A 20,093-nucleotide genomic window follows, 5' to 3' on the forward strand; every position below is an offset into this window, starting at 1 on the left:
GAATTAGAAGAGAATCTTATGCAAAAAGAGAAGTATGACTTGCTAGAAAAAGTAAAAGAATCTTCTAAAGTAGAAATTCACTACATCCGACAAAAGGAACCAAGAGGACTTGGACATGCTGTATGGTGTGCGAGAAAGTTCATTGGCGACGAGCCTTTTGCTGTGCTTTTAGGGGATGACATTGTGCAAAGTGAGACGCCTTGCTTAAAACAACTAATGAACCAATACGAGGAAACGCTTTCATCTGTGATTGGCGTGCAGTCAGTTCTAGATGAAGAGACGCATCGTTATGGGATTTTGGAGCCTAAGAGCAGGGATGGTAGAAGATATCAAGTCGAAAACTTTGTCGAAAAGCCAGCGCAAGGTACTGCACCTTCTAATTTAGCAATTATGGGTCGTTATATATTAACTCCAGAAATCTTTCTATTTTTAGAGGAGCAAAACATAGGAGCAGGCGGAGAAATCCAGTTAACGGATGCGATTCAGAAGCTAAATCAAATCCAGCGAGTGTTTGCTTATGATTTTGAAGGTAAGCGATATGATGTTGGTGAGAAGTTGGGGTTTATTAAGACTACTATAGAGATGGCTTTGCAGGATGATAGTTTGAGGGATGAGTTGTTGGAGTATTTGGATGGGTTGATGACGAGTCGGTTGGTGGTTTAGGGGAATTAGTTCAAAGCCCATTTGGATGGGCTTTGTTTTTTTTAGTAGTTTAGTAGTTGGTTTGATAGGTGGTTTGCAAATCCAATTAAGTACTAAGCAACTAAAGAAATCATGGGGTGAAACAGAGATGTATATGAAAATTAAAAGATTGATAGATATCATTCTTTCTTTATTAGGACTGATTGTTCTATCACCAGTATTCTTTATTTTAATTTTTGCGATTAAATTGGAATCAGAAGGTCCTATCCTCTTTAAACAAAAAAGAATAGGAATTCATAAGACTCATTTTTATATATTAAAATTCAGAACGATGAGAAAAGATACACCTAAGGACACTCCAACTCATTTATTAGCAAGCCCAGAGCAGTATATTACTAAGTTGGGTAAGTTCTTAAGAAAAACATCGCTTGATGAGCTTCCACAGATTTGGAATATCTTTGTTGGGCAGATGAGTATTATTGGACCAAGACCAGCGTTGTGGAATCAGTATGATTTGATTGAAGAACGTGATAAATATAGAGCTAATGATGTGCTACCTGGATTGACAGGTTGGGCTCAGATTAATGGACGAGATGAGCTTCCTATTGAAGTGAAGGCCAGTCTAGATGGAGAGTATGTTAGGAGGATTAGTTTTTGGATGGATGCTAGGTGTTTTTTTGGGACTGTTGTTAGTGTTATGAAGAGTGATGGAGTTGTTGAAGGTGGGACTGGAATTAAGAGGTAGTTGTTAATAGTAAGGAGGCAATTTCAAAATGAGTATATTAGGTAAAAGAGTTAGTGTAATTATTCCGACATATAAGCGTGAAGTTAAATATCTTTCAAGAGCTATTAGCTCAATAAAAAAACAAACCTATAAGAATACTGAGGTAGTTATAGTTGACGATAATCCACCAGATTCTGATTACAGAAAACACGTTATGAATTATATGAAAAAATACATTGATGATCCCAATTTAACCTACATTATGAACTCGAAAAATATCGGGGGCTCATTGGCTAGAAATAATGGGATAAATGCTGCTTCTGGTGAATATATTACATTTTTAGATGATGATGATGAATACTTGCCAAGAAAAGTAGAAAAACAATTAGAGTTTATGGTAGAGAATGATTGTGATATGTCATTTACAGACTTGAAATTGGTTAATGAAAATAAAGTAATTGTTGATTATAGGGAATATAGTAGATTGAAAAAATTCGACAATGTAACTTTACTAAAGCATCATATTATGAGGCATCTTACTGGTACTCCAACTTTTATGTATAAAGCAGCTAAGCTCAAAGAAATCGGAGGATTTGAAGATGCTAAGATGGGGCAAGAATTTTATCTAATGCTTAAATCTATAGAAAATGATTTAAAAATCTGCTATCTAGACGACTGTGATGTTATAGCATACAGACACAATAATGGTGGAATTTCTCACGGAAGAAATAAGATTGACGGGGAGAATACTTTATATAATTTCAAGAAGAAGTATTTTCATATATTTGCTAAACGGGAAAGGATGTTTATTCGTTTTAGACATTATGCAGTTCTAGTAATTGCATATAAGCGTAATAATAATTATTTTCTTGCACTCTTAAGTGCTGTAAAAATGGTAATTGCTTCACCAGTTGATTTTATGGGGGAACTTGGAAAGTTTTTAGTTAATATATCTAAAAATCGAAGATTGAATAACTGAATCTAATGAATCTATTTGAAAGAGTTATTGCTAAGAAGGAAAAAATGAAATTTTTAGATTATATTTGTATGTCATTGGTAATTAAAATTTATAAAAAGTTTTATGTTTTTTATTTATTTGAACAAACAGTATTTCTGCTACAAATCAAATAGTTGAAGAACAAATTAAGTCGATTTTACAAAAAATCATAAAGAAGTAAAGTTAGCATCGATGACATCGATGACGTTCCTACTACATTCAACTAAGGCAATACCCAGTTCTCCACCAGATTGAGAGGGCTAGTAGATTATTGGTTATAATCTTAACAAAGGTTTGATAGTAGTTTATCACTCTCAACTGCTTATTCTGGAGTTATATATTCTCGTATTCTAAAAGTAATCTGGATTAAATTGTAGAGTAAATTTTAAGTTTAGAAATCCCCCTTGAAAGGATAGTCTAAGAAATACGGTGCGAGTCTCAACAAAATATTCGAGTATTTTGCTAGCGGGAGATCTACATACTTATGTTTTTGATACGATTTAATAAATATGTATAAATGTGGATATGTAATAGATAATGCAGAAGAAAAAAAAGCTCAAGCAATTACAGCATTTTATAAAATGTGGAGAGTGAATATAAAGATTACTGAATAAAAGTGACTAATGATTTTGATTACATAAATTTGAGATTAAAAGGGATAGTCTACCTTCGGAATAAAGAATAGAATGAATTATTGTTGAATATGAAAGGAGAAATCTGATGCGAATATTACATCTTTCAAATGATTATTTTAATTCAACTATATATAGAAATTTACATCAAAAATTGCTACTAAAGTCGATTGATTCCCATATGTTTATACCTTCAAAACACAGCGAAAAAGATAAACCGAAAGAAAAAAATGTTTATCAAGTTAAATGTTATAAACAAAAAGATAGGTATTTCTATTTTTTAAAGCAGAGAAAAATATTTAATAATCTAAAAAAAAATGTGAAGAAAATCAAGCCTGATGCACTACATGCCCATTTTATTTTTTCGAGCGGCTATGCTTGTATGAAAATTAAGAAGAAGTATGCAATACCTTATTTAGTTGCAGTTCGTAATACTGATGTAAATTTCTTCTTTAAGAGAATGTTTCACCTTAGAAGATTAGGTATAGAAGTAATGCTCAACTCTGAAAAAATAATATTTTTAAGTCCTACATATCGTGATCTGTTGATTAATAAATACATACCAAAAAAGTATCGTGATATTATTATGAAAAAATCAATTGTTTTACCAAATGGAATTGATAATTTTTGGTTAACGAATACTTACCTCAAAGAAAGAGTGTTAATTAAGGAAAAAACTAATTTACTTACAGTGGGAGCAATAAATATAAATAAGAATCAACTAACAGTAGCTAAAGCCTCTCAAAAATTAATTAATGAAGGTTATAACATTGAGTATACTATTATTGGTAAAATAGAGGACAAAAATGTTTATAAGAAACTCAGAAAGTACAAATTTATTAAATTTGTGGGACAACAAAGCAAAGAAAATTTAAAAGAATATTTTCGAAGTGCAGATATTTTTGTAATGCCTTCAATTAAAGAAACATTTGGCTTGGTATACGCTGAAGCAATGAGTCAAGGAGTACCTGTAATTTATTCAAAAATGCAAGGGTTTGATAAACAGTTTATAGATGGCAAGGTAGGTTATTCTGTAAATAGTTTGGATGAAATAGATATTGCTGAACGAATTTTAGCTATAGTTGGAGATTATGGCAGAATATCAAAGGCATGTGTTTTAAATTCTAAGGTATTTGATTGGGAGGATATTTCTAAAGAATATATAAATTTATATAATGCTATTAAGAATAGATAATTGAAGAAATTTTTTTGGATAATGATAGCAATCCTGTTAATTGAAAAAAATAGTTTAGATTACAAGCAAAAACTAGTTAGAGGTAAAGTTTCCAAAATAGTATATCTTAATATAAGAGGAAAGTTTGTTGATTATGAATAAACAGAAATTTTTGCTGGATTCAATTTTAAATATAATGTCAAGTGCTTTACCTTTACTAGTTCTACAATTATTTTCTTTGCCTATAACAGCAAAGATGGTTGGTTCGGATAATTTTGGTATTTTGATAACCGTGATTAGTATTATAACAGTAATAGGTTTTCCTGTTGGAAACTCATTAAATAATATTCGATTGTTACGTAATGGGGAATATATTAAACAAGAAATCACTGGCGATTTTAATCTATTATTATTAGGTTCTTCTTTTATTAGTTCACTATGTTTATTACTAGTTTCTATAAGTTTAGAAGGCATTCAATTTTTAAACATAATATTATTAGTATTAATAGTAATTATTACAATCATAAAGGAATATTTGGTAGTTAGTTACCGAATTAATCTTAATTTTCAGTCAATTTTACATAATAATATTTTATTGAGTATAGGATACTTTATAGGGACCTGTCTTTTCTATGTAACAGGATTATGGGAATTTATTTATCTAACGGGTTTGGTATCTAGCCTTGTGTATTTAATATTTACTACTAATTTGTTAAATGAACCATATAATAAAACGAGAATCTTTAATAGAACGTTTAAAGAATTTATCATTTTATATGGCTCTGGACTGCTAAGTAATTTATCGAATTATGCAGATAAAATAATTTTATTGCCACTTTTAGGTCCTAAATATGTTTCTATTTATTATGCAGCTAGTATATTAGGGAAAATCATTTCAATGTTTATCAATCCAATTAATAGTGTAATATTAAGTTATATTGCAAAGATTGATAGAATTAATCAAAAAGTGTTTTTAAAAGGAATTTTATTAGTAAGTATTATAGGGCTAATTGGATATTGTACAACTATTTTAATTAGCCCGGTTTTTTTACAAATATTTTATCCAATTTTGGCAGAGGAATCTTTAAATATTATCTATTTTACTTCGGCTACTGCAATTTTATCAATCTTATCTTCAATTTTTGGTCCTTTTAACTTGCGTTATAACAAATTGAAGTGGCAAATTTATATGAGTTCATCTAATTTAATTTTTTATATCAGTTTAGCTTATTATTTAACTGGTTCGTTTGGTTTAAGAGGATTTACAATTGCTGTGCTTTTATCAGCCTTATATAAATTTTTATTTCAAGTGTACATTTTTCTATTAGTATTAAAAAAATGAGGAAGGTTAATATGAAAAAAATATTATTAGATAAAATAAAAGATAAAGAAATTACTATTGTGAGGCAGCCCTCTGGGGGGGTGCAACTGGATATATAATTGCTGTCAACAAATAAAAAAATCCGCTCGGAGTATTATCCTTTGCATAGAATTATTTAAAGTCTTGGAATTTTCGAGCTTATCTTCTATAATTTTGGAAGAAGATGGGGTGGTTGTAATTTTTAGAGTGAAAGTTGTGTTTTCTGTAGAATTTTTGTATATTATGTTCTTATTTTCTGGAGCTTTTAAAGAAAGTTTAAACGCTCCTTTCGACCTTGCGGCTATATTTCTGGGACTAGTCCTTTTAAAGGTAGTATGGGGCATTATCAAGAGACCAGTAATAAAGAAATCATTAATTATTCCTGGGGCGTTGGTGATTTCATTATTATTTTTAATGTTGACTAGCACAATGATTACAGGTTTAACAGATTCATCAATCGAGAAAGTTATCAAATTTGTATTTCTCACTATGCCAACTTTTTTATTGCCGTTTATTATAATAAAAAATAAAGAGTCGATTCAAAAGGTGTTACTTTCTGTATCAATCCTTTCTATAGTACTATCTTTGTTTGCTTTTCCAATGATTATTAATAGAACTGGACTATTTGTTGGATTTAATAACGGAAACTATCAAGGGTTAGCAAGGACAACTGGAATTGGATTCATAGCTCTTGCTTATTTCTACCTAACTGCAAAAAAGAAAGTGAAATTGTTCGTACTTCCTTTTCTTATCATTGTTTCAGTTACTCTTATTTCTACAGGTAGTAGGATTCCTTTGATTGCAATAGGGGCTATTGGTATCTATGCATTAATAAATTCTTTTGTAATTAAGAAGAGTGATGTATTGATTAAGAAAAATTCTATAGCAGGTTTAACTCTTGCTGCGGTTTTTATAATAGTCATTCCATTCTTGTTTTCTAAAGGATACTTTCAGACAATTGTTTATCGTTTCAAAGTATTATTTGAAGATAATGGTGGCGGTGCTTCTACTCTCGGAAGGGTTGATCGAATACAATCAGCTATTGAGATGTTTAAAGAAAATATAATCTTTGGCGGGGGTATTGGAAAGTTTGGACAGTTTTATATAGGGACAGAGGGCGTCTATGCTCACAATATATTTTTAGAGTTTATATCTGAATTAGGATTAATTGGGGTGCTGTGGTTAATGGTATTTTTGACATTTGTTTTGTATCACTCTGTTATTCAATATAAAAGAGCAAATCGATACTTGGATAGCTTACAAATCGCCTTGATATCAGGATTTCTATTTTTCTTTATAAATGCACTGGTAAGTGGTGATATTAATGCAAACAGAGCTTTATTTGCTTTTGGAGGATTCCTTGCAATGTCACCTTATTTGAAATCTGAGGTCAAGAAAGCCAGTTCTAAAATTGCCATGCAGTAGGGACATACTGCGTCTTAATACTCATTAGTGTATGTTGATATAGATGAGTAAAAAAGGAAAGTATTTCTAGTCGGTGGATCAAAACGGCTGCTATTCGCCACAATATCACTTTGGAAACAGAAAAAGGGTGATGCCAGTGTCAGTGTTCGAAGCATTAATGTTGTTAGTAGCTTTTGTAACATTAGTAGTATTATTCTGTCATTTAACCGTAAAAAATAATCCAATCCTTGAGTTGAGGGCTCTGATGGGTTACGACCTATTAATAGCCAATTTCCTTGAGGGAATCAGATATTATATTTGACCACTGATGCAACAACATCAAGTGGTCTTTTTAATGTACTCAAATGTTAATTCAAGTATAAGTTTGAATTGTTCGTTTTCAAGTGTAAACGGCAAATAATATGAGTGATGCGTCCCTATAAGAACCTCTGCTTGAGAAGAATTAGAAATGCTAAAAGCTCGAGTTATGAAATAGCAAGACTATGTTGTAGATTCGATTAACCTTGATAATGTAAAATACAAAAACCAGGTGAACTAGGTATCCAATTGATTAGTGGATATAATGGCAAACTTACTTCTGAATAGGCAGGAAAAATAGGTATAAAGATTGGCAATAGTATGGTGAAAGAAATGATTAAAATGGCTTATGAGCAAATATTGAAAAAATGAAATAGATGCTGATCCTTGTTTAGTAGATCAGCGTCTGTTCCAATTGTTTTAATCTACTAGTCACCTTTTTATTTTTTTCCTTATACATTTTGCTATCGGCTTCTACAAACAATTGCTCCATTTTACCAATTGATGAAAAATGATAAGCATATCCTTTAGATATTTTTATATTAAATGAATCAGTTGTTTCGTTGAAATAATCTATTCTATTTTGCACTTCGACCAAAAACGTTTCTACTTGTAGGGGGTCTGAATTAATCAGTGTAATTGCGAATTCATCTCCCCCAATTCTTGCAACCTCAACCTCTTCACTTGCACATTGCATTAATAATTTTGCAGATTCCTTTATTAGATTGTCTCCAACCTTATGTCCATAATGATCATTTATCATTTTTAATTCGTCTAGATCGCATATGATAATGGCTATTGAAACATCTACTTTCTCATTGTATTTCTGAAGCTGACTTTCAAAGTGTTCACGATTATAAACATCTGTTAATGCATCGTGAGTAACCTTATATTCCAGTTGTTGTTGCAGTAAAATCCTATCATCAATATTTCTAAAAACTCCTTGTATAGCAACGAGTTCACCATTTTCGTAAATAGGTGCAGCGTATTCTTCAAACCATATGTATTTACCTTCGTTATTTCTCAATCTAACTACGATAGGTTTACTATAATCAATCTTACCAGATAGTTTTTCCGCAGCGATACCATAATCATCAGGATGGATTATCTCATAGAAATAATCTGGATTTTTAAGATGTTCTTCTAATGAATTAATACCTAAAAAATTTTCTACTACAGGGCTTAAATATCGATACTTTAACTTTGGTTTTACTTCACAGAAATAAAGGATATCTTTTGAATTATCCACTGTTTGTAACATCGGATTTAAATGTTTTACTTGTTGTAACTCAACACGCATTGAGTTTAATTTATAACATACTATTATAAGTACTAACATCAGCAATATAACAATTTTCAACACTAGAAAAATCCCTTTCTTTTCTAAGTTTTTATAAAGAGGTTATTTTATTGAACATAATTGATTTTAGGAATAAATAATATTTCTGAAATTCCTTTCAGTTTATTTCTATCCTTTTTGTCGTTATATTTTACCTTATTATAAGTCTATTTTACCAATTTGTTAATAGGTAATTTAGTATAAAAGAAACGCATGTAAAAAACATCACATAACGAATAGAACTGAACGCGTTGAAGTACGTCCCTAAAAGAGATATGTAAAAAACAATTCCATACTATTCTGATAATTTTATGCAATTCCAAAAAAAGGAGCAATTATGTAGGAAATATGACACAAAAAAACAAGATGTTTAGTGCATCTTGTTTTTTGTCGACACTGCAGTAGTTGACGTCTTTTGGTTTTCTTATATGATTAAAATTTATGAAAATGTTTTTCAAGAAGAAAGATTGGAAGGCAAGTCAGATGCGGTGTATCGAAAATTTTGTGATGAAAGACAAAGGTTAAAAGAAAAGGAATAAAAGCAATTTTATAATTTGGCTCAACATCAAAGTCTGTCCTTGACATGAAAAAATACAAAAAAACGCTTAAACAGCGTTCCTATGTTTGAAAGAATTCTGATAGACTACAATTCTAGATTTAGTATAACCAAAAATACCTTCTACACTTGAATGAATAAAGTGTAGGAGGTATTTGTTTTTACTGACATGTCCCTGTAATTAAATCCCGCAGTAGGATGCACATGAAGGTTTTAATTGACTATTCATGTTCTAGAAAAGGAGAAGGCAGCCGAAATGATTTCTTCAGCTACTATTCTTCTATTCTAATCATCTAAATGTTCTTTTTAAATACAATTATTTCTTTTTTATATGACTCTGTAACATAATCTGTATAATAATTTGCGTCCATCCATGAGATAGCTTGAGAATGGTCATAATTATTTGACCACCATGATTCAGCGTGTTTAGATGCAGAAATAGGTAATTTATGTTGAATAATTTCTTCTATATCCTTAAAATCCAGAGTAATTTCATCTTGTCCATTATTAATCAAAAAAAATTTTAAAGCTAAATATTGATCTCCCCTTGCCATGATTATTACCTCCTATTTATTTATTTATTTATTTATTTTTATGTTCAAAAATGTGTCCCTACAATGTTAAATAGATACAAAACAATTCTGCTCTATTTTGTAAATAGACTACAGTTAATCAATTACATGAAAATAGTCAAAGAGAATGGATAAAATCTGGTGATTCTTTAACTAACTATACATAAAACAGCTAAGAATTAAGAAGGATACATCAAGTTATTACATTTTTTGCAATGAATGACGCCATGAAAACTTACATTTTCAATAGTCTATGCTTGCATATGTGACTATCGGACTCTTACATTTTCATTACTTTAGACAAAGAGCGATCTATTTTCTTTTTACCTAGTTCCCTGACCCCCGTCCAATAAAGTGCAACTTTTGCCGTAGACCAGATAGCTTCAGTAGTAATTGTTTCAGCAAGATCTTTTGTTGTGAAGTTTTTGAAAGTAAGTAAAGTGTTTTCCCATTTACCTGAGGTGCCTCTACTTCTAATCTCTCGAATTTCTTTAGCAGTTTCAGCAACTTGAGCATAGCCAATTATATTCCATTGATAAAAATCTAAATCAATTCCATAGCCAAGGAAATTTATGGTGCTCCGATCAATACTAACTCCTAATTCTTCGTAAGCTCCTCGAATAGCAGTGTTGTATAAATCTGGTCCATCATTTTCAGAGTGACGGTCTAATACAGGGTGGACCCCTTCAACAACACTTATATCCAATTGACTTTTTCGAGGACCGCTATTAACTGTTCGCGTAGTCAATATAATATTTTCATCGGATGTAATAATCACTAGGACCACTCCAAATCCGTTAGCTAGAATCGGCTGTAATTTTTCCAATTGATTTCTTGGAATATATGTTTCATCAATTGTTTTCCCTGTATTGTTCAGTTTTCTATTTAACTGCATGTTAGTTGCAAGGAAGGTATAATAATCTGTATTAAAGAAGTTAAATAATACAGACATTTCTTCCTTTCCGTTTTTTCTGCTATTTCTATATCGTTCTAATCCAAATAAGGGTCCATTCCATTTGAAATCTAGACCATTTAATTCCTTTTCTCGTTCTTTTGCTGCAAACTCTTGTTTTAGTACTTCAAGTTCAGGTGGCAATTGTATCGAATCAGTAGTTACTCTACACTCAATATTGCTTGGCTTAAACACAGATTGACCATCGCCGTCAATGACAAAAAAACTAGTTGGGACATTGCCAATACTAAAAAAATCAGACTTATTCTCATTCTTTTCACTAAAAAGTCGTTTATATTTTCTTTTTATATTCCGTTTCATGCTTCTTAAACTATCATCAAATATCAGACTTATGAAAAGACCAACAATTGCCCCTACAAAAGCAGGAAATACCTCTCTCATTATTAAACTAAATATTTCTTTTATATCCACTGAAATGTATCACTCCTTAAAACGGTTTCTTGTGAAAAAAATCCAGTCTATTTTAATAATTTACTGCAATTCCAGATTCCTCATAAACAATAATACCTCCTAGAATTGAATGTATAAAGTAGTGGAGCGATTAAATTGTTTGACTTTCAAGTTAAAAAGGCGACATCTATCTTAACAAATAGGATAATGCGGTACCTGAAAACTAGAATAGCTCTGGTACGAAAGTATACAGACTTTAAACTAAAGTAGAAAACCATAGTAGACAAACGGTTTCTGAAAATCACCCAAAAGAGTGAGGATTGTTAATGTCCATATACCTATACTGAAAGTAGTTCGAAAAACGGTGAAGAGCAGAGCAAGTAAGGAAATTTTCATTAGAGATTCCATTTTGAATCTGATTAAATTGTTACCCAATCTTCAATTAACATTAGTTAAAAGTGAAAGGGGGAGGGCATATAAAAACTCCTTTGAAAGAGGTTATTACCTTAATTGCAATAGTAATATGTTTGACAGTTGGTGGTACAGCTTTAGCAAATGAAAAAAGCCCTACCGACTACATTAAAGATATGATGTTTTCTATACTTAACCCTATTCTTTTGGATGTAGAAGAACATGTCCAAAAGAGAGGTGAATATTATGCAGATCAAATAGCTGCATTAGTGCAAGAAACACGAGAAGATGTTTCTTTAGAGCTGATTCTTTGGAAAGAGCAAGAAGAAGCAAGAGCAGAAAGAGAATTAGAAGATTACTATAATTTATTAGTAGCTGAATTGCAGGCTTCTATGGAAAAAGAAAGCGAAGCCAGTAAGTTAGATATTACAAATAAAACAAATCTTGAAATCGAGCAAGGTAAAGCTGCAATTGAAGAAGCCCTTAAACCTAAGAATGATATCGATGGCAACGAAGAAAGTGAACTCAATAATGAAAACAAAAATGAAACAGTAAATGAAGAGGATAACCTTTTAGAACCAGTAACGACTGAAACAGAATATTCAATTGAAGTCGATGAGAATTGACAATGAAGAATAGTGGGTAGAACAGAGTACAATGTACTCTTTTTATAAAAAAACAAAAGCGAAAAGAGGAATTATTCATGAAATTATTTAGCAGCGTAAAAGGTAAAGTAATTGTTGGGGCATTATCGGTAAGTTTATTAGCAGGTGGTACAGGTGCAGCAGCTGCAGCAAATAATCAGTGGTTTGGTGACTTTTTGAGAGATGTAACTCAGCCAGTAATTACTAAAATGGCTGGATGGGCAGGCTTGGAAGTACAAGCAACCTCAAATACTCAACAGGGTAATATTGCAGGTGAAGTTAATAGACAACTAACTGAGGCTGATGGACAAATTTATGAATTTATTAACAATACTGCAGTTCCAAGAGGTAATAGGGAAATTCAAGAAGGATATAATAACCTTTCCTGGAGAATTGGAGAAGCTAAGAATGAATTTATCAATAAAGCTGTAACAGACATTAATAACACTGTTGACCATGAAGTAGATATGGCTAAGAAAAATTTAGAAACTGCAGCCAATCATGCGGCTCAAGCATACGTTAATGACGCAAACAATAGATGGTATAAAAATCCAGGGTACACTGCAAGCACTGCAAATCAATAAAAATAATAACGGTCCCTGTGATAGAAACAATTCTACACGACTCTGACAATTGGCTATAATTCTAGATTCATTATAACAAATAATACCTCCTACACTTGGTTGTACAAAATGTAGGAGGTATTTTTCATGAGGGACGCGTCCCTGTGTCAGAAACAATTCACTTTTATATACTATCTAGCATACATGATCAAAAAAAGGAAATCCGCCAGAATTGAATGAAAAGCGTCCTGGTGTCATATACAACTTCAAATGTTGTCCTGATTAAAAAATGAAAAAGCTTAGTACAAATTCGCTCCTAGACATGTTTTTCATGACTAGGAGCAAATTTTGTACTAATAGTAGAATTTGAAACAAAGTTATATTAACTAAGACAGGGAAAGTCTCTTGATCGAGAAATAGATTGAGAGGCTTTTCTTTTTATATAGATTACTATTTTGTTTTAAATATCTAAGATAACCAATTGACTAGTAGAAAAAATTAACGACAAAATTTAGACGAGGTAATGCCTTTTTTAGATGCAATATTAAAGATTACGACAAAAAAATGGATAGATTGTTGGCAATCAATCAATTTTATTCATTCTAAAAAAAGATGGGAAAAGCGGTAATGTGACTTTTATTATTTTAATGTTGTGAATTGTCGTTCTAATTGTGTTGATAAAGGATATTCTTGGTTATAAAGTAAGGTAAGTAGGCAAAAGCTTTAATCATGATAATTACTTTGGAGGTGAGTCATGAAAAAGAAAAAGTTGAAGAAGTCTGTTGTAGCAGTAGTGTTAGTGGCATCCTTACTAACTAATTCAAATGTAAGTTTCGCTAATAATTCCTTACAAGAAACGATTGATAGAGCGAAAATTAACATGAATGAAGCAGCAAATGCCTATGTTAAACCGGCGGAGAACGGAAGAATTGTTTCAAGTCGAGAACTATATCAAGTGTTGAAAATGGCGAAAGAACACTACCAAAATGCCAGAAGTTTGGTTATAAAGTCAGATAGGTCAAACAAGGAAGCGATACTAAAAGAGTTAGATACTTTGTATAATGAAAAATTAACAAAAGGACTCATACCTTATATTGATGCATTCAATTATGTTGATAAATACCTGAACCCTATCATGAACGAGATAAAACAAGCTGAATCTGAAAAAGATTGGGTGGAACTTGAAAGAGCATATCAAAAATTATCCGTACAACTTAATACCCGCACGGATATTCTTTACCGTTTTACAGGAAAAGTTACAAGGGATTTACTAATAGAACAGTATAAAAAACCAGCCAACTTGAAACTAGATCAATTAAATGTTCCTGTAACAATTTATAAGAAAGTAAAAGAAGCCGAAACTCTAACGGCTCTAGGTAATACAAAAGAAGCGAATAAAACATTAAAAACTATAATTCCGTTAATAGAGAAGTTACCAACAGTAGATTCCTTTCCTATGATTAGGGAGCTAATAAAAGAAATGGAGAGTGCTAGTAAGGCAGCTGGATTAGTCATCTTTCCTCCCAATTTTGTAACTCCTAGTGAGAATGATAAAAAGAACACAGATGCCGATGATGGAACCTCTTCAAATAATGCAGCTGCAAGAATGGTGACTATATTGATAAATGCTCTTCCAATATCATCAAAAGTAAATGTCAGTGATGGAGTAGCCATCTACGCGGCACGAGCAGCATATGAAAAGTTAACAACCGCTCAAAAAGCAATGGTCGATATTACTAGACTAACTAATGCAGAGAAAGCTTTTGAAGTAGTTAAAGATAAAGCAATAAATGAACAAGCAGCAAGTGTTGTGATATTTTTAATCGGAGAACTTCCAGCAGCAGTTGATGTAAATGTTGTACATGAAGCACAAATAAAAGAGGCACGTGCAGCATATGAAGCATTGACAAGTGTTCAAAAAGCGTTAGTAAGAAATATTACTGTATTAGAAGAAGTAGAGCAAGCTCTAGCAAAAATGCGTCACTGCTAAAGCTCGTCCCTGTGATAGAAACAATTCTGATAATTAACTGCAATTCAAATAAAGATACTGTCATATAGAATAAAAAACAAGGTGTTTTATGCACCTTGTTTTTTAGTGCTCTAAAAAAGCTTCCCTGTGTTGGGAGGAGAGGGACAGAAGTATCTCTTCCTGTAAAGGTTAAAGCTAGAGATAGTAAGGTAACGTCGTGACCTTGTCAGAAAAAAAGCGACAAATAATGCCCACTTAAAAATATGCATCTGCGGATATAACAAAACTTCTCTCCCCCAAAAAAAGGTTACCTATTCAATAAGAATACAGTAGAATTTAATAGTACAAATTTTTGGTCTTTAAAGAGTAATTTAAGTATTGAGTAATTAAATTCATTATTTTTTGGAGGAAATGCAGTGAAAAGTAAGATTTTGGGGATATTCGTTGGGATCATTATAGTGGGAGGTATTATATATGCTATCAACTGGTCAACATTCGCATTACCTGTCGTATATGGAGACGCAGAAGAAGAAATGGTAGACGACATAAACGTAAAACTACAAGGATTAGTTGATAACTCAAATGGTCTAATTACTGAAGTGTCAGTCGAACATACTGGTTCTTACTATCAAGTAGATATCTATCTTGAAGAAAATGCTTGGAAAGGATTAGATGAATCGGATAAGCAGTCGTTTGCCAAAACAACTGGAGCAAAGGCACAAAAAATACTTCCAGATTCAACAATCGTAGATTTCTACTCAGCAGAAAATGGCGATATCGTCGTTCAAGGGGACGTCTTTGGAGCATATACTATAGTACATTAAAAACGTGTCCCTGGAATTTTTGTTATTATAAAAATACGACTCTATTTATAGAATAGAGAGATTGAGTGAACAACATTATTATGAAACAGAGCATTAAGAGCGTAATTGAATGCCTATAGATCGTATTTCATTAAAACTGAACTCATCTATACATTACATTATGGGCTGCAACGTTTGTAGATGCTCTACAAAATTTTTTTGAAAAAGGAGATACTTATGTCACAAAAACAGAACGAATCAGATGGCAATGAAAACCAGTCGGATTTGGTACAGAAATACATAGATTCACCCGAAAAGCTTCAGAATCTGTACCGACGGACTTTATGGATTGTGGTCATTTCACAAATTTTTGGAGGAGCAGGACTTGCAGCAGGTATTACGGTTGGGGCTCTTCTCGCAAAGGATATGCTCGGTACAGACAGCTTTGCTGGAGTTCCAGTTGCACTGTTAACGTTAGGATCTGCGGGAGCAGCATTAATAGTTGGTAAGTTGTCACAACGGTACGGTCGCCGCTCAGGACTCGCGACAGGATTTTTAGCTGGAGGAGTTGGGGCAATCGGCGTAGTGATTGCCGCATTAAGTGATAATATTTTCTTTCTTTTTGCTTCACTGCTGATTTATGGAGCAGGCTCGGCTACAAACTTACAAGCTCGCTATGCGGGGACGGATTTGGCAACTTCGAAACAGAGAGGAACAGCTATAAGTATTGCAATGGTTTCCACTACTTTCGGTGCTTTTGCAGGTCCAAACTTGGTTGGGGTGATGGGGAAGTTTGCAGTCTCAATAGGTGTACCTGCACTAGCTGGACCATTTATATTGGGGGCTGCCGCTTATATAATTGCCGGGTTGGTGCTTCTGATTTTATTGCGTCCGGATCCTTTGAACGTTTCTAAAGCTATGACCAATCTAAAGGAAGCGAGTGCTACCGATTCTTTAGAAATAAATTCCGACCTTATGCCTGTAAACCAGAGAGGTATCTTTTTGGGTGCAACTGTCATGGTTATTACCCAGATTGTTATGGTTGGGATTATGACGATGACGCCTGTGCATATGGGGCATCACGGTCATGATTTAAATGATATTGGGATGGTGATCGGTTTCCATATTGCTGCTATGTATTTACCTTCACTGTTGACGGGCATGCTTGTTGACAAGTTAGGGAGGGTTGTCATGACAATTGCTTCAGGCGCTACTTTACTTGCTGCTGGTATTGTTGCAGCTATGGCTCCAGGAGATTCCTTGGTAGTACTTATTATCGCACTTTCTCTGCTCGGCCTAGGGTGGAACTTTGGTATGATTAGTAGCACAGCCCTTATCGTGGATTCTACGCAGCCATCCACTCGCGCAAAGACTCAAGGAACGGTAGATGTCTTGGTTGCACTTGCTGGTGCTTCTGGAGGTGTACTTTCTGGAATTGTTGCAGCACAAACTAGTTACGCAACCCTCTCACTTGCTGGAGGTCTACTGTCATTAATGCTTATTCCAGTCGTCATCTGGTCTACTAAAACTAAGCGTAGTGTTAAGATTGCTAGGATAAATTAAAACACGTCAAAAAAACGTTAACGCGTCCCTGTGACAAAAACGATTCTAAACTATTCTGACAATTGACTACAATTCAAGATTCTTTACAACCAATAATACCTCCACCACTGATTAAAGTGTAGGAGGTATATTCACATTTACAAAAAAGTAAATTCTCAATAAATCTATACGAATAGACTCGGTACTTTTATTGGATTGGGTCTATTTATGTATAGAAAGTATGGTTTTTGTGTATGCGAAGTAGATTCTATTTATAACAACTATTTTATTCTGATAATTTGGATAAAGTCTTTTTATTATTCCGATTTCAGGAAACCGATGGTAAAATTGGGTATTTACAGTTTATTACTTTTACATTTATGGTTTGTCATTTTGAACTGTAGAATGCTGGGTTTGAACGTTTCATAGTTCTCGACTTTTTGTCTTTGAACAATAGATTTTAAAAAAAAGAACTTGATTACATTTATTGTAATCAAGTTCTTTTTTATTTCGATTCATTTTTTCTCCAATTTTATTAAAAGAAATATTTTTTATTTAAATTATTAGAATAATTTAAATTTTACTTGCAATTGGATTATTCAATATTGTATAGTCTTATACAAGAATGAATAAAGGAGGGCAAGTATGAGGTCTATGCATTTTCTTCCAAATAGCGTGGAAGAAATTATTGATACCTATGACGAAGATATCATTATAACTTCACGTGAAGGAAAAATAATTAAAGTTACCCAAATTAGTGGTGAACATTATGGTATGACCCCTTCTGAACTTTTAGGGAAATCGGTTTTAGACTTACAAGCTCAGGGTATTTTCTCACCAGCTATTACACCTGAAGTTGTCGAAAAGAAGAAAAAAATTGTGACAGTTCAAATGACACCATCTGGAAGAAAAGTATTGATAACAGGTATACCACTTTTTAATGAACAGCGCGAAGTCGAATTTGTTATTAGTTATTCTTACGAACTTTCTGAACTAATCGTTATGAAAGAGTACTTGCAAGATTTAGAAACTGAAATGTCCAAAGTAAAAGAGGAACTTGCCCACTTACGAGATCAGCATATTCAAATTGATGGAACTATTATGGAAAGCCACTCTTCAGCACGTGCCATAAAAACAGCCCTTAAAGTGGCACGTCTTGATGTACCGATTGTCATTCAAGGTGAACATGGCGTTGGAAAAACATCCTTAGCTAAGTTTATTCATGCACAAAGCAATTACAGTGAAGGTTCTTTCATTGAAGTTAATTGTGGCTCTATACCGGACTCCATTTTAGAAAACGCTTTCACTGGTCAACTAGACGCTAAATCTCAAGGTTATCTCTCTCTTTCATCGGGTGGTTCTCTCGTATTAAAGGAAATTGACCAACTGTCAATAGCTGCCCAAGCAATCCTTTTTACCCTTTTAAACAAGCAAACAACTACTAGAATTATTGCCATTAGTGAAATACCATTGGAAGAACTCGTCCATCAAGGAAAATTCCGAGAAGATCTTTTCTACTTACTTCATATTGCATCCATTGAGTTGAAACCATTACGTGAAAGACCAGAAGATCTTGAAAAAGCTATTTCTCTTTATTTACAAGAGTTAAATGTGAAATATAAATACAACAAGAAACTAGCGGATGATGTCTATATCCATCTCCTTCAACTTGAATGGAAAGGAAACTTCCGTGAGTTAAAAAACGTAATTGAGCGAATTGTAATTGAGAGTGATACGAGTTTAATCACTCTTCAAGATTTGCCACTACAATACCAACCTTTAGAAGGGGAACAAATTGGTATTGAATTGGACGGGCAAAGCTTACCTCATATATTGGAATTTGTTGAAAAGAAAGTACTATTGAATACACAAAAGCGTTACAAGACTACTACGGAAATGGCTCATGTATTAGGAATTAGTCAACCTTCTGTCGTCCGTAAGTTAAAAAAGTATTCTACATCTTTAGACAAGGAAATCGAATAATATCAAATTGGCTTAGAGAGGGGGCGATAAAGAAGAGGTCGAAAATTTAAAGGAACAAAATGGAATAAGCACTTTTACATTCAAAATAATTGGGGGAATTAGATTGAAGAAATGGTCATTGGTTGTATGTTCACTTCTATTACTAATCGTGTTGGCGGCTTGTGGTAAGGAGGAAAGTAAAATCGCTGTAAACGAGACAGTATCAAAGCCGTTAAAAGTGACACTTCCGACTTGGACTGGATATGGTCCGCTCTTTTTAGCTAAGGAAAAAGGTTTTTTTGAAAAAAATGGGGTAGATGTTGAACTTTCTATTGTAGAAGGATTAGGGGAGCGTAAAGCAGCTTTAGCTGGCGGTAAAGTGGATGGTATGGCAACTGCGCTAGACGTACAAATAACGCTTGCTGGTGCTGGTATTCCAGTTAAAGTTGTTTGGTTATTGGACGATTCTTATGGCGGCGATGGAATTCTTGTAAAAAATGATATTAATAGTGTAGAAGATTTAAAAGGGAAGAAAATGGCCTTTGAAGTAGGTTCGACAAGTCAACTGCTTGCATTAACTGCTTTAGCTCAAGGTGGACTAACTGAAAAGGACGTAACAGTCATACAAATGTCAGCAGGTGATGCAGGTGCGGCGTTTGCAGCTGGACAAGTAGATGCAGCTGTTACTTGGGAACCTTGGTTAACTAAAGGAGCACAAGCAAACGGGAAAGTATTGTTAACAACTAAAGATTTACCTGGAATTATCACCGACACTATTTCTTTTAAAGAAGATGTTATCAAAAACCGCCCTGAAGATATTAAAGCATTTGTAAAAGCAATGGGCGAAGCGATGGATTATTGGAAGAATAATAAAAAAGAAGCAAATGAAATAATGGCAAAAGGCCTTAGTATTGACTTAGCAGAGTTTGAAGCAACTGAAACTGGATTGAAATTTTTAGCAAAAGAAGACAATGACAACTTATTTGGTCTAGATGGTAAAAAAGGATCTATTTATAAATCGACAGAAAATGCTATTCAGTTTTACAAAGATCAAAAAGTGATTGAGAAAGACGTTAAAGCAGAAGATCTAATCGATCCTAGCTTTCTAAAATAAGGAG

The 20,093-nt window shown here is 33.0% G+C and carries 16 protein-coding genes; 13 read left to right on the forward strand and 3 right to left on the reverse strand.

The window, feature by feature from the left end; genetic code table 11:
- The 6 genes from ACFVR1_RS07010 to ACFVR1_RS07035 all read left to right on the forward strand — a co-directional run.
- Positions 1-663, forward strand: a 663-nt coding sequence (locus tag ACFVR1_RS07010; protein WP_387582196.1) for a UTP--glucose-1-phosphate uridylyltransferase, incomplete at its 5' end; no start/stop codon positions are given.
- Positions 664-790: 127 nt separating this feature from the next.
- Entirely contained in the window at positions 791-1,387 is a 597-nt protein-coding gene (locus ACFVR1_RS07015) for a sugar transferase (protein ID WP_387582199.1), read from the forward strand.
- 28 nt (positions 1,388-1,415) lie between these two features.
- Positions 1,416-2,345 (forward strand): glycosyltransferase family 2 protein, encoded by a 930-nt coding sequence (locus tag ACFVR1_RS07020; RefSeq protein WP_387582202.1) that lies wholly within the window; start codon positions 1,416-1,418, stop codon positions 2,343-2,345.
- 738 nt (positions 2,346-3,083) lie between these two features.
- The gene (locus ACFVR1_RS07025; protein ID WP_387582205.1) at positions 3,084-4,190 is read left to right on the forward strand and encodes a glycosyltransferase family 4 protein; all 1,107 of its coding nucleotides are present in this window, start codon (positions 3,084-3,086) and stop codon (positions 4,188-4,190) included.
- A 127-nt stretch (positions 4,191-4,317) separates the two neighbouring features.
- Positions 4,318-5,511, forward strand: coding sequence for a lipopolysaccharide biosynthesis protein (locus tag ACFVR1_RS07030; protein WP_387582208.1), 1,194 nt, complete (start codon positions 4,318-4,320; stop codon positions 5,509-5,511).
- A gap of 207 nt (positions 5,512-5,718) precedes the next feature.
- Positions 5,719-6,954 (forward strand): O-antigen ligase family protein, encoded by a 1,236-nt coding sequence (locus ACFVR1_RS07035; RefSeq protein WP_387582211.1) that lies wholly within the window; start codon positions 5,719-5,721, stop codon positions 6,952-6,954.
- Positions 6,955-7,642: 688 nt separating this feature from the next.
- Here ACFVR1_RS07035 and ACFVR1_RS07040 read toward each other — a convergent pair.
- The 3 genes from ACFVR1_RS07040 to ACFVR1_RS07050 form a co-directional block, all read right to left on the reverse strand.
- Entirely contained in the window at positions 7,643-8,614 is a 972-nt protein-coding gene (locus tag ACFVR1_RS07040) for a sensor domain-containing diguanylate cyclase (RefSeq protein ID WP_387582214.1), read from the reverse strand.
- Positions 8,615-9,439: 825 nt separating this feature from the next.
- Positions 9,440-9,700 carry a DUF7662 domain-containing protein gene (locus ACFVR1_RS07045; RefSeq protein ID WP_387582217.1) on the reverse strand — a complete coding sequence of 87 codons (261 nt, stop codon included), beginning with the start codon at positions 9,698-9,700 and terminating at the stop codon, positions 9,440-9,442.
- Positions 9,701-9,998: 298 nt separating this feature from the next.
- Positions 9,999-11,102 carry an NUDIX hydrolase gene (locus ACFVR1_RS07050; RefSeq protein ID WP_387582220.1) on the reverse strand — a complete coding sequence of 368 codons (1,104 nt, stop codon included), beginning with the start codon at positions 11,100-11,102 and terminating at the stop codon, positions 9,999-10,001.
- A 467-nt stretch (positions 11,103-11,569) separates the two neighbouring features.
- Between ACFVR1_RS07050 and ACFVR1_RS07055 the strand changes: the two genes are divergently transcribed.
- From ACFVR1_RS07055 to ACFVR1_RS07085, 7 genes are all read left to right on the forward strand, one after another.
- The gene (locus ACFVR1_RS07055) at positions 11,570-12,118 is read left to right on the forward strand and encodes a hypothetical protein (RefSeq protein WP_387582223.1); all 549 of its coding nucleotides are present in this window, start codon (positions 11,570-11,572) and stop codon (positions 12,116-12,118) included.
- A gap of 77 nt (positions 12,119-12,195) precedes the next feature.
- Positions 12,196-12,720, forward strand: a complete 525-nt coding sequence (locus ACFVR1_RS07060; protein ID WP_387582226.1) for a hypothetical protein — start codon at positions 12,196-12,198, stop codon at positions 12,718-12,720.
- A 733-nt stretch (positions 12,721-13,453) separates the two neighbouring features.
- The gene (locus ACFVR1_RS07065; RefSeq protein WP_387582229.1) at positions 13,454-14,689 is read left to right on the forward strand and encodes a hypothetical protein; all 1,236 of its coding nucleotides are present in this window, start codon (positions 13,454-13,456) and stop codon (positions 14,687-14,689) included.
- 395 nt (positions 14,690-15,084) lie between these two features.
- Positions 15,085-15,492, forward strand: a complete 408-nt coding sequence (locus ACFVR1_RS07070; protein ID WP_387582232.1) for a hypothetical protein — start codon at positions 15,085-15,087, stop codon at positions 15,490-15,492.
- Positions 15,493-15,708: 216 nt separating this feature from the next.
- A complete protein-coding gene (locus tag ACFVR1_RS07075; RefSeq protein WP_387582235.1) occupies positions 15,709-17,034 on the forward strand; it encodes an MFS transporter in 1,326 nt (441 codons plus the stop codon).
- Between the two features lie 624 nt (positions 17,035-17,658).
- Positions 17,659-18,996: a sigma 54-interacting transcriptional regulator gene (locus ACFVR1_RS07080; protein ID WP_387582238.1), complete on the forward strand. Its 1,338-nt coding sequence runs from the start codon at positions 17,659-17,661 to the stop codon at positions 18,994-18,996.
- Positions 18,997-19,099: 103 nt separating this feature from the next.
- Positions 19,100-20,089, forward strand: coding sequence for an ABC transporter substrate-binding protein (locus tag ACFVR1_RS07085; RefSeq protein WP_387582241.1), 990 nt, complete (start codon positions 19,100-19,102; stop codon positions 20,087-20,089).
- Positions 20,090-20,093: the final 4 nt, after the last annotated feature.

Source organism: Psychrobacillus sp. NPDC058041 (genome assembly GCF_042885655.1).
Taxonomy (GTDB): domain Bacteria; phylum Bacillota; class Bacilli; order Bacillales_A; family Planococcaceae; genus Psychrobacillus.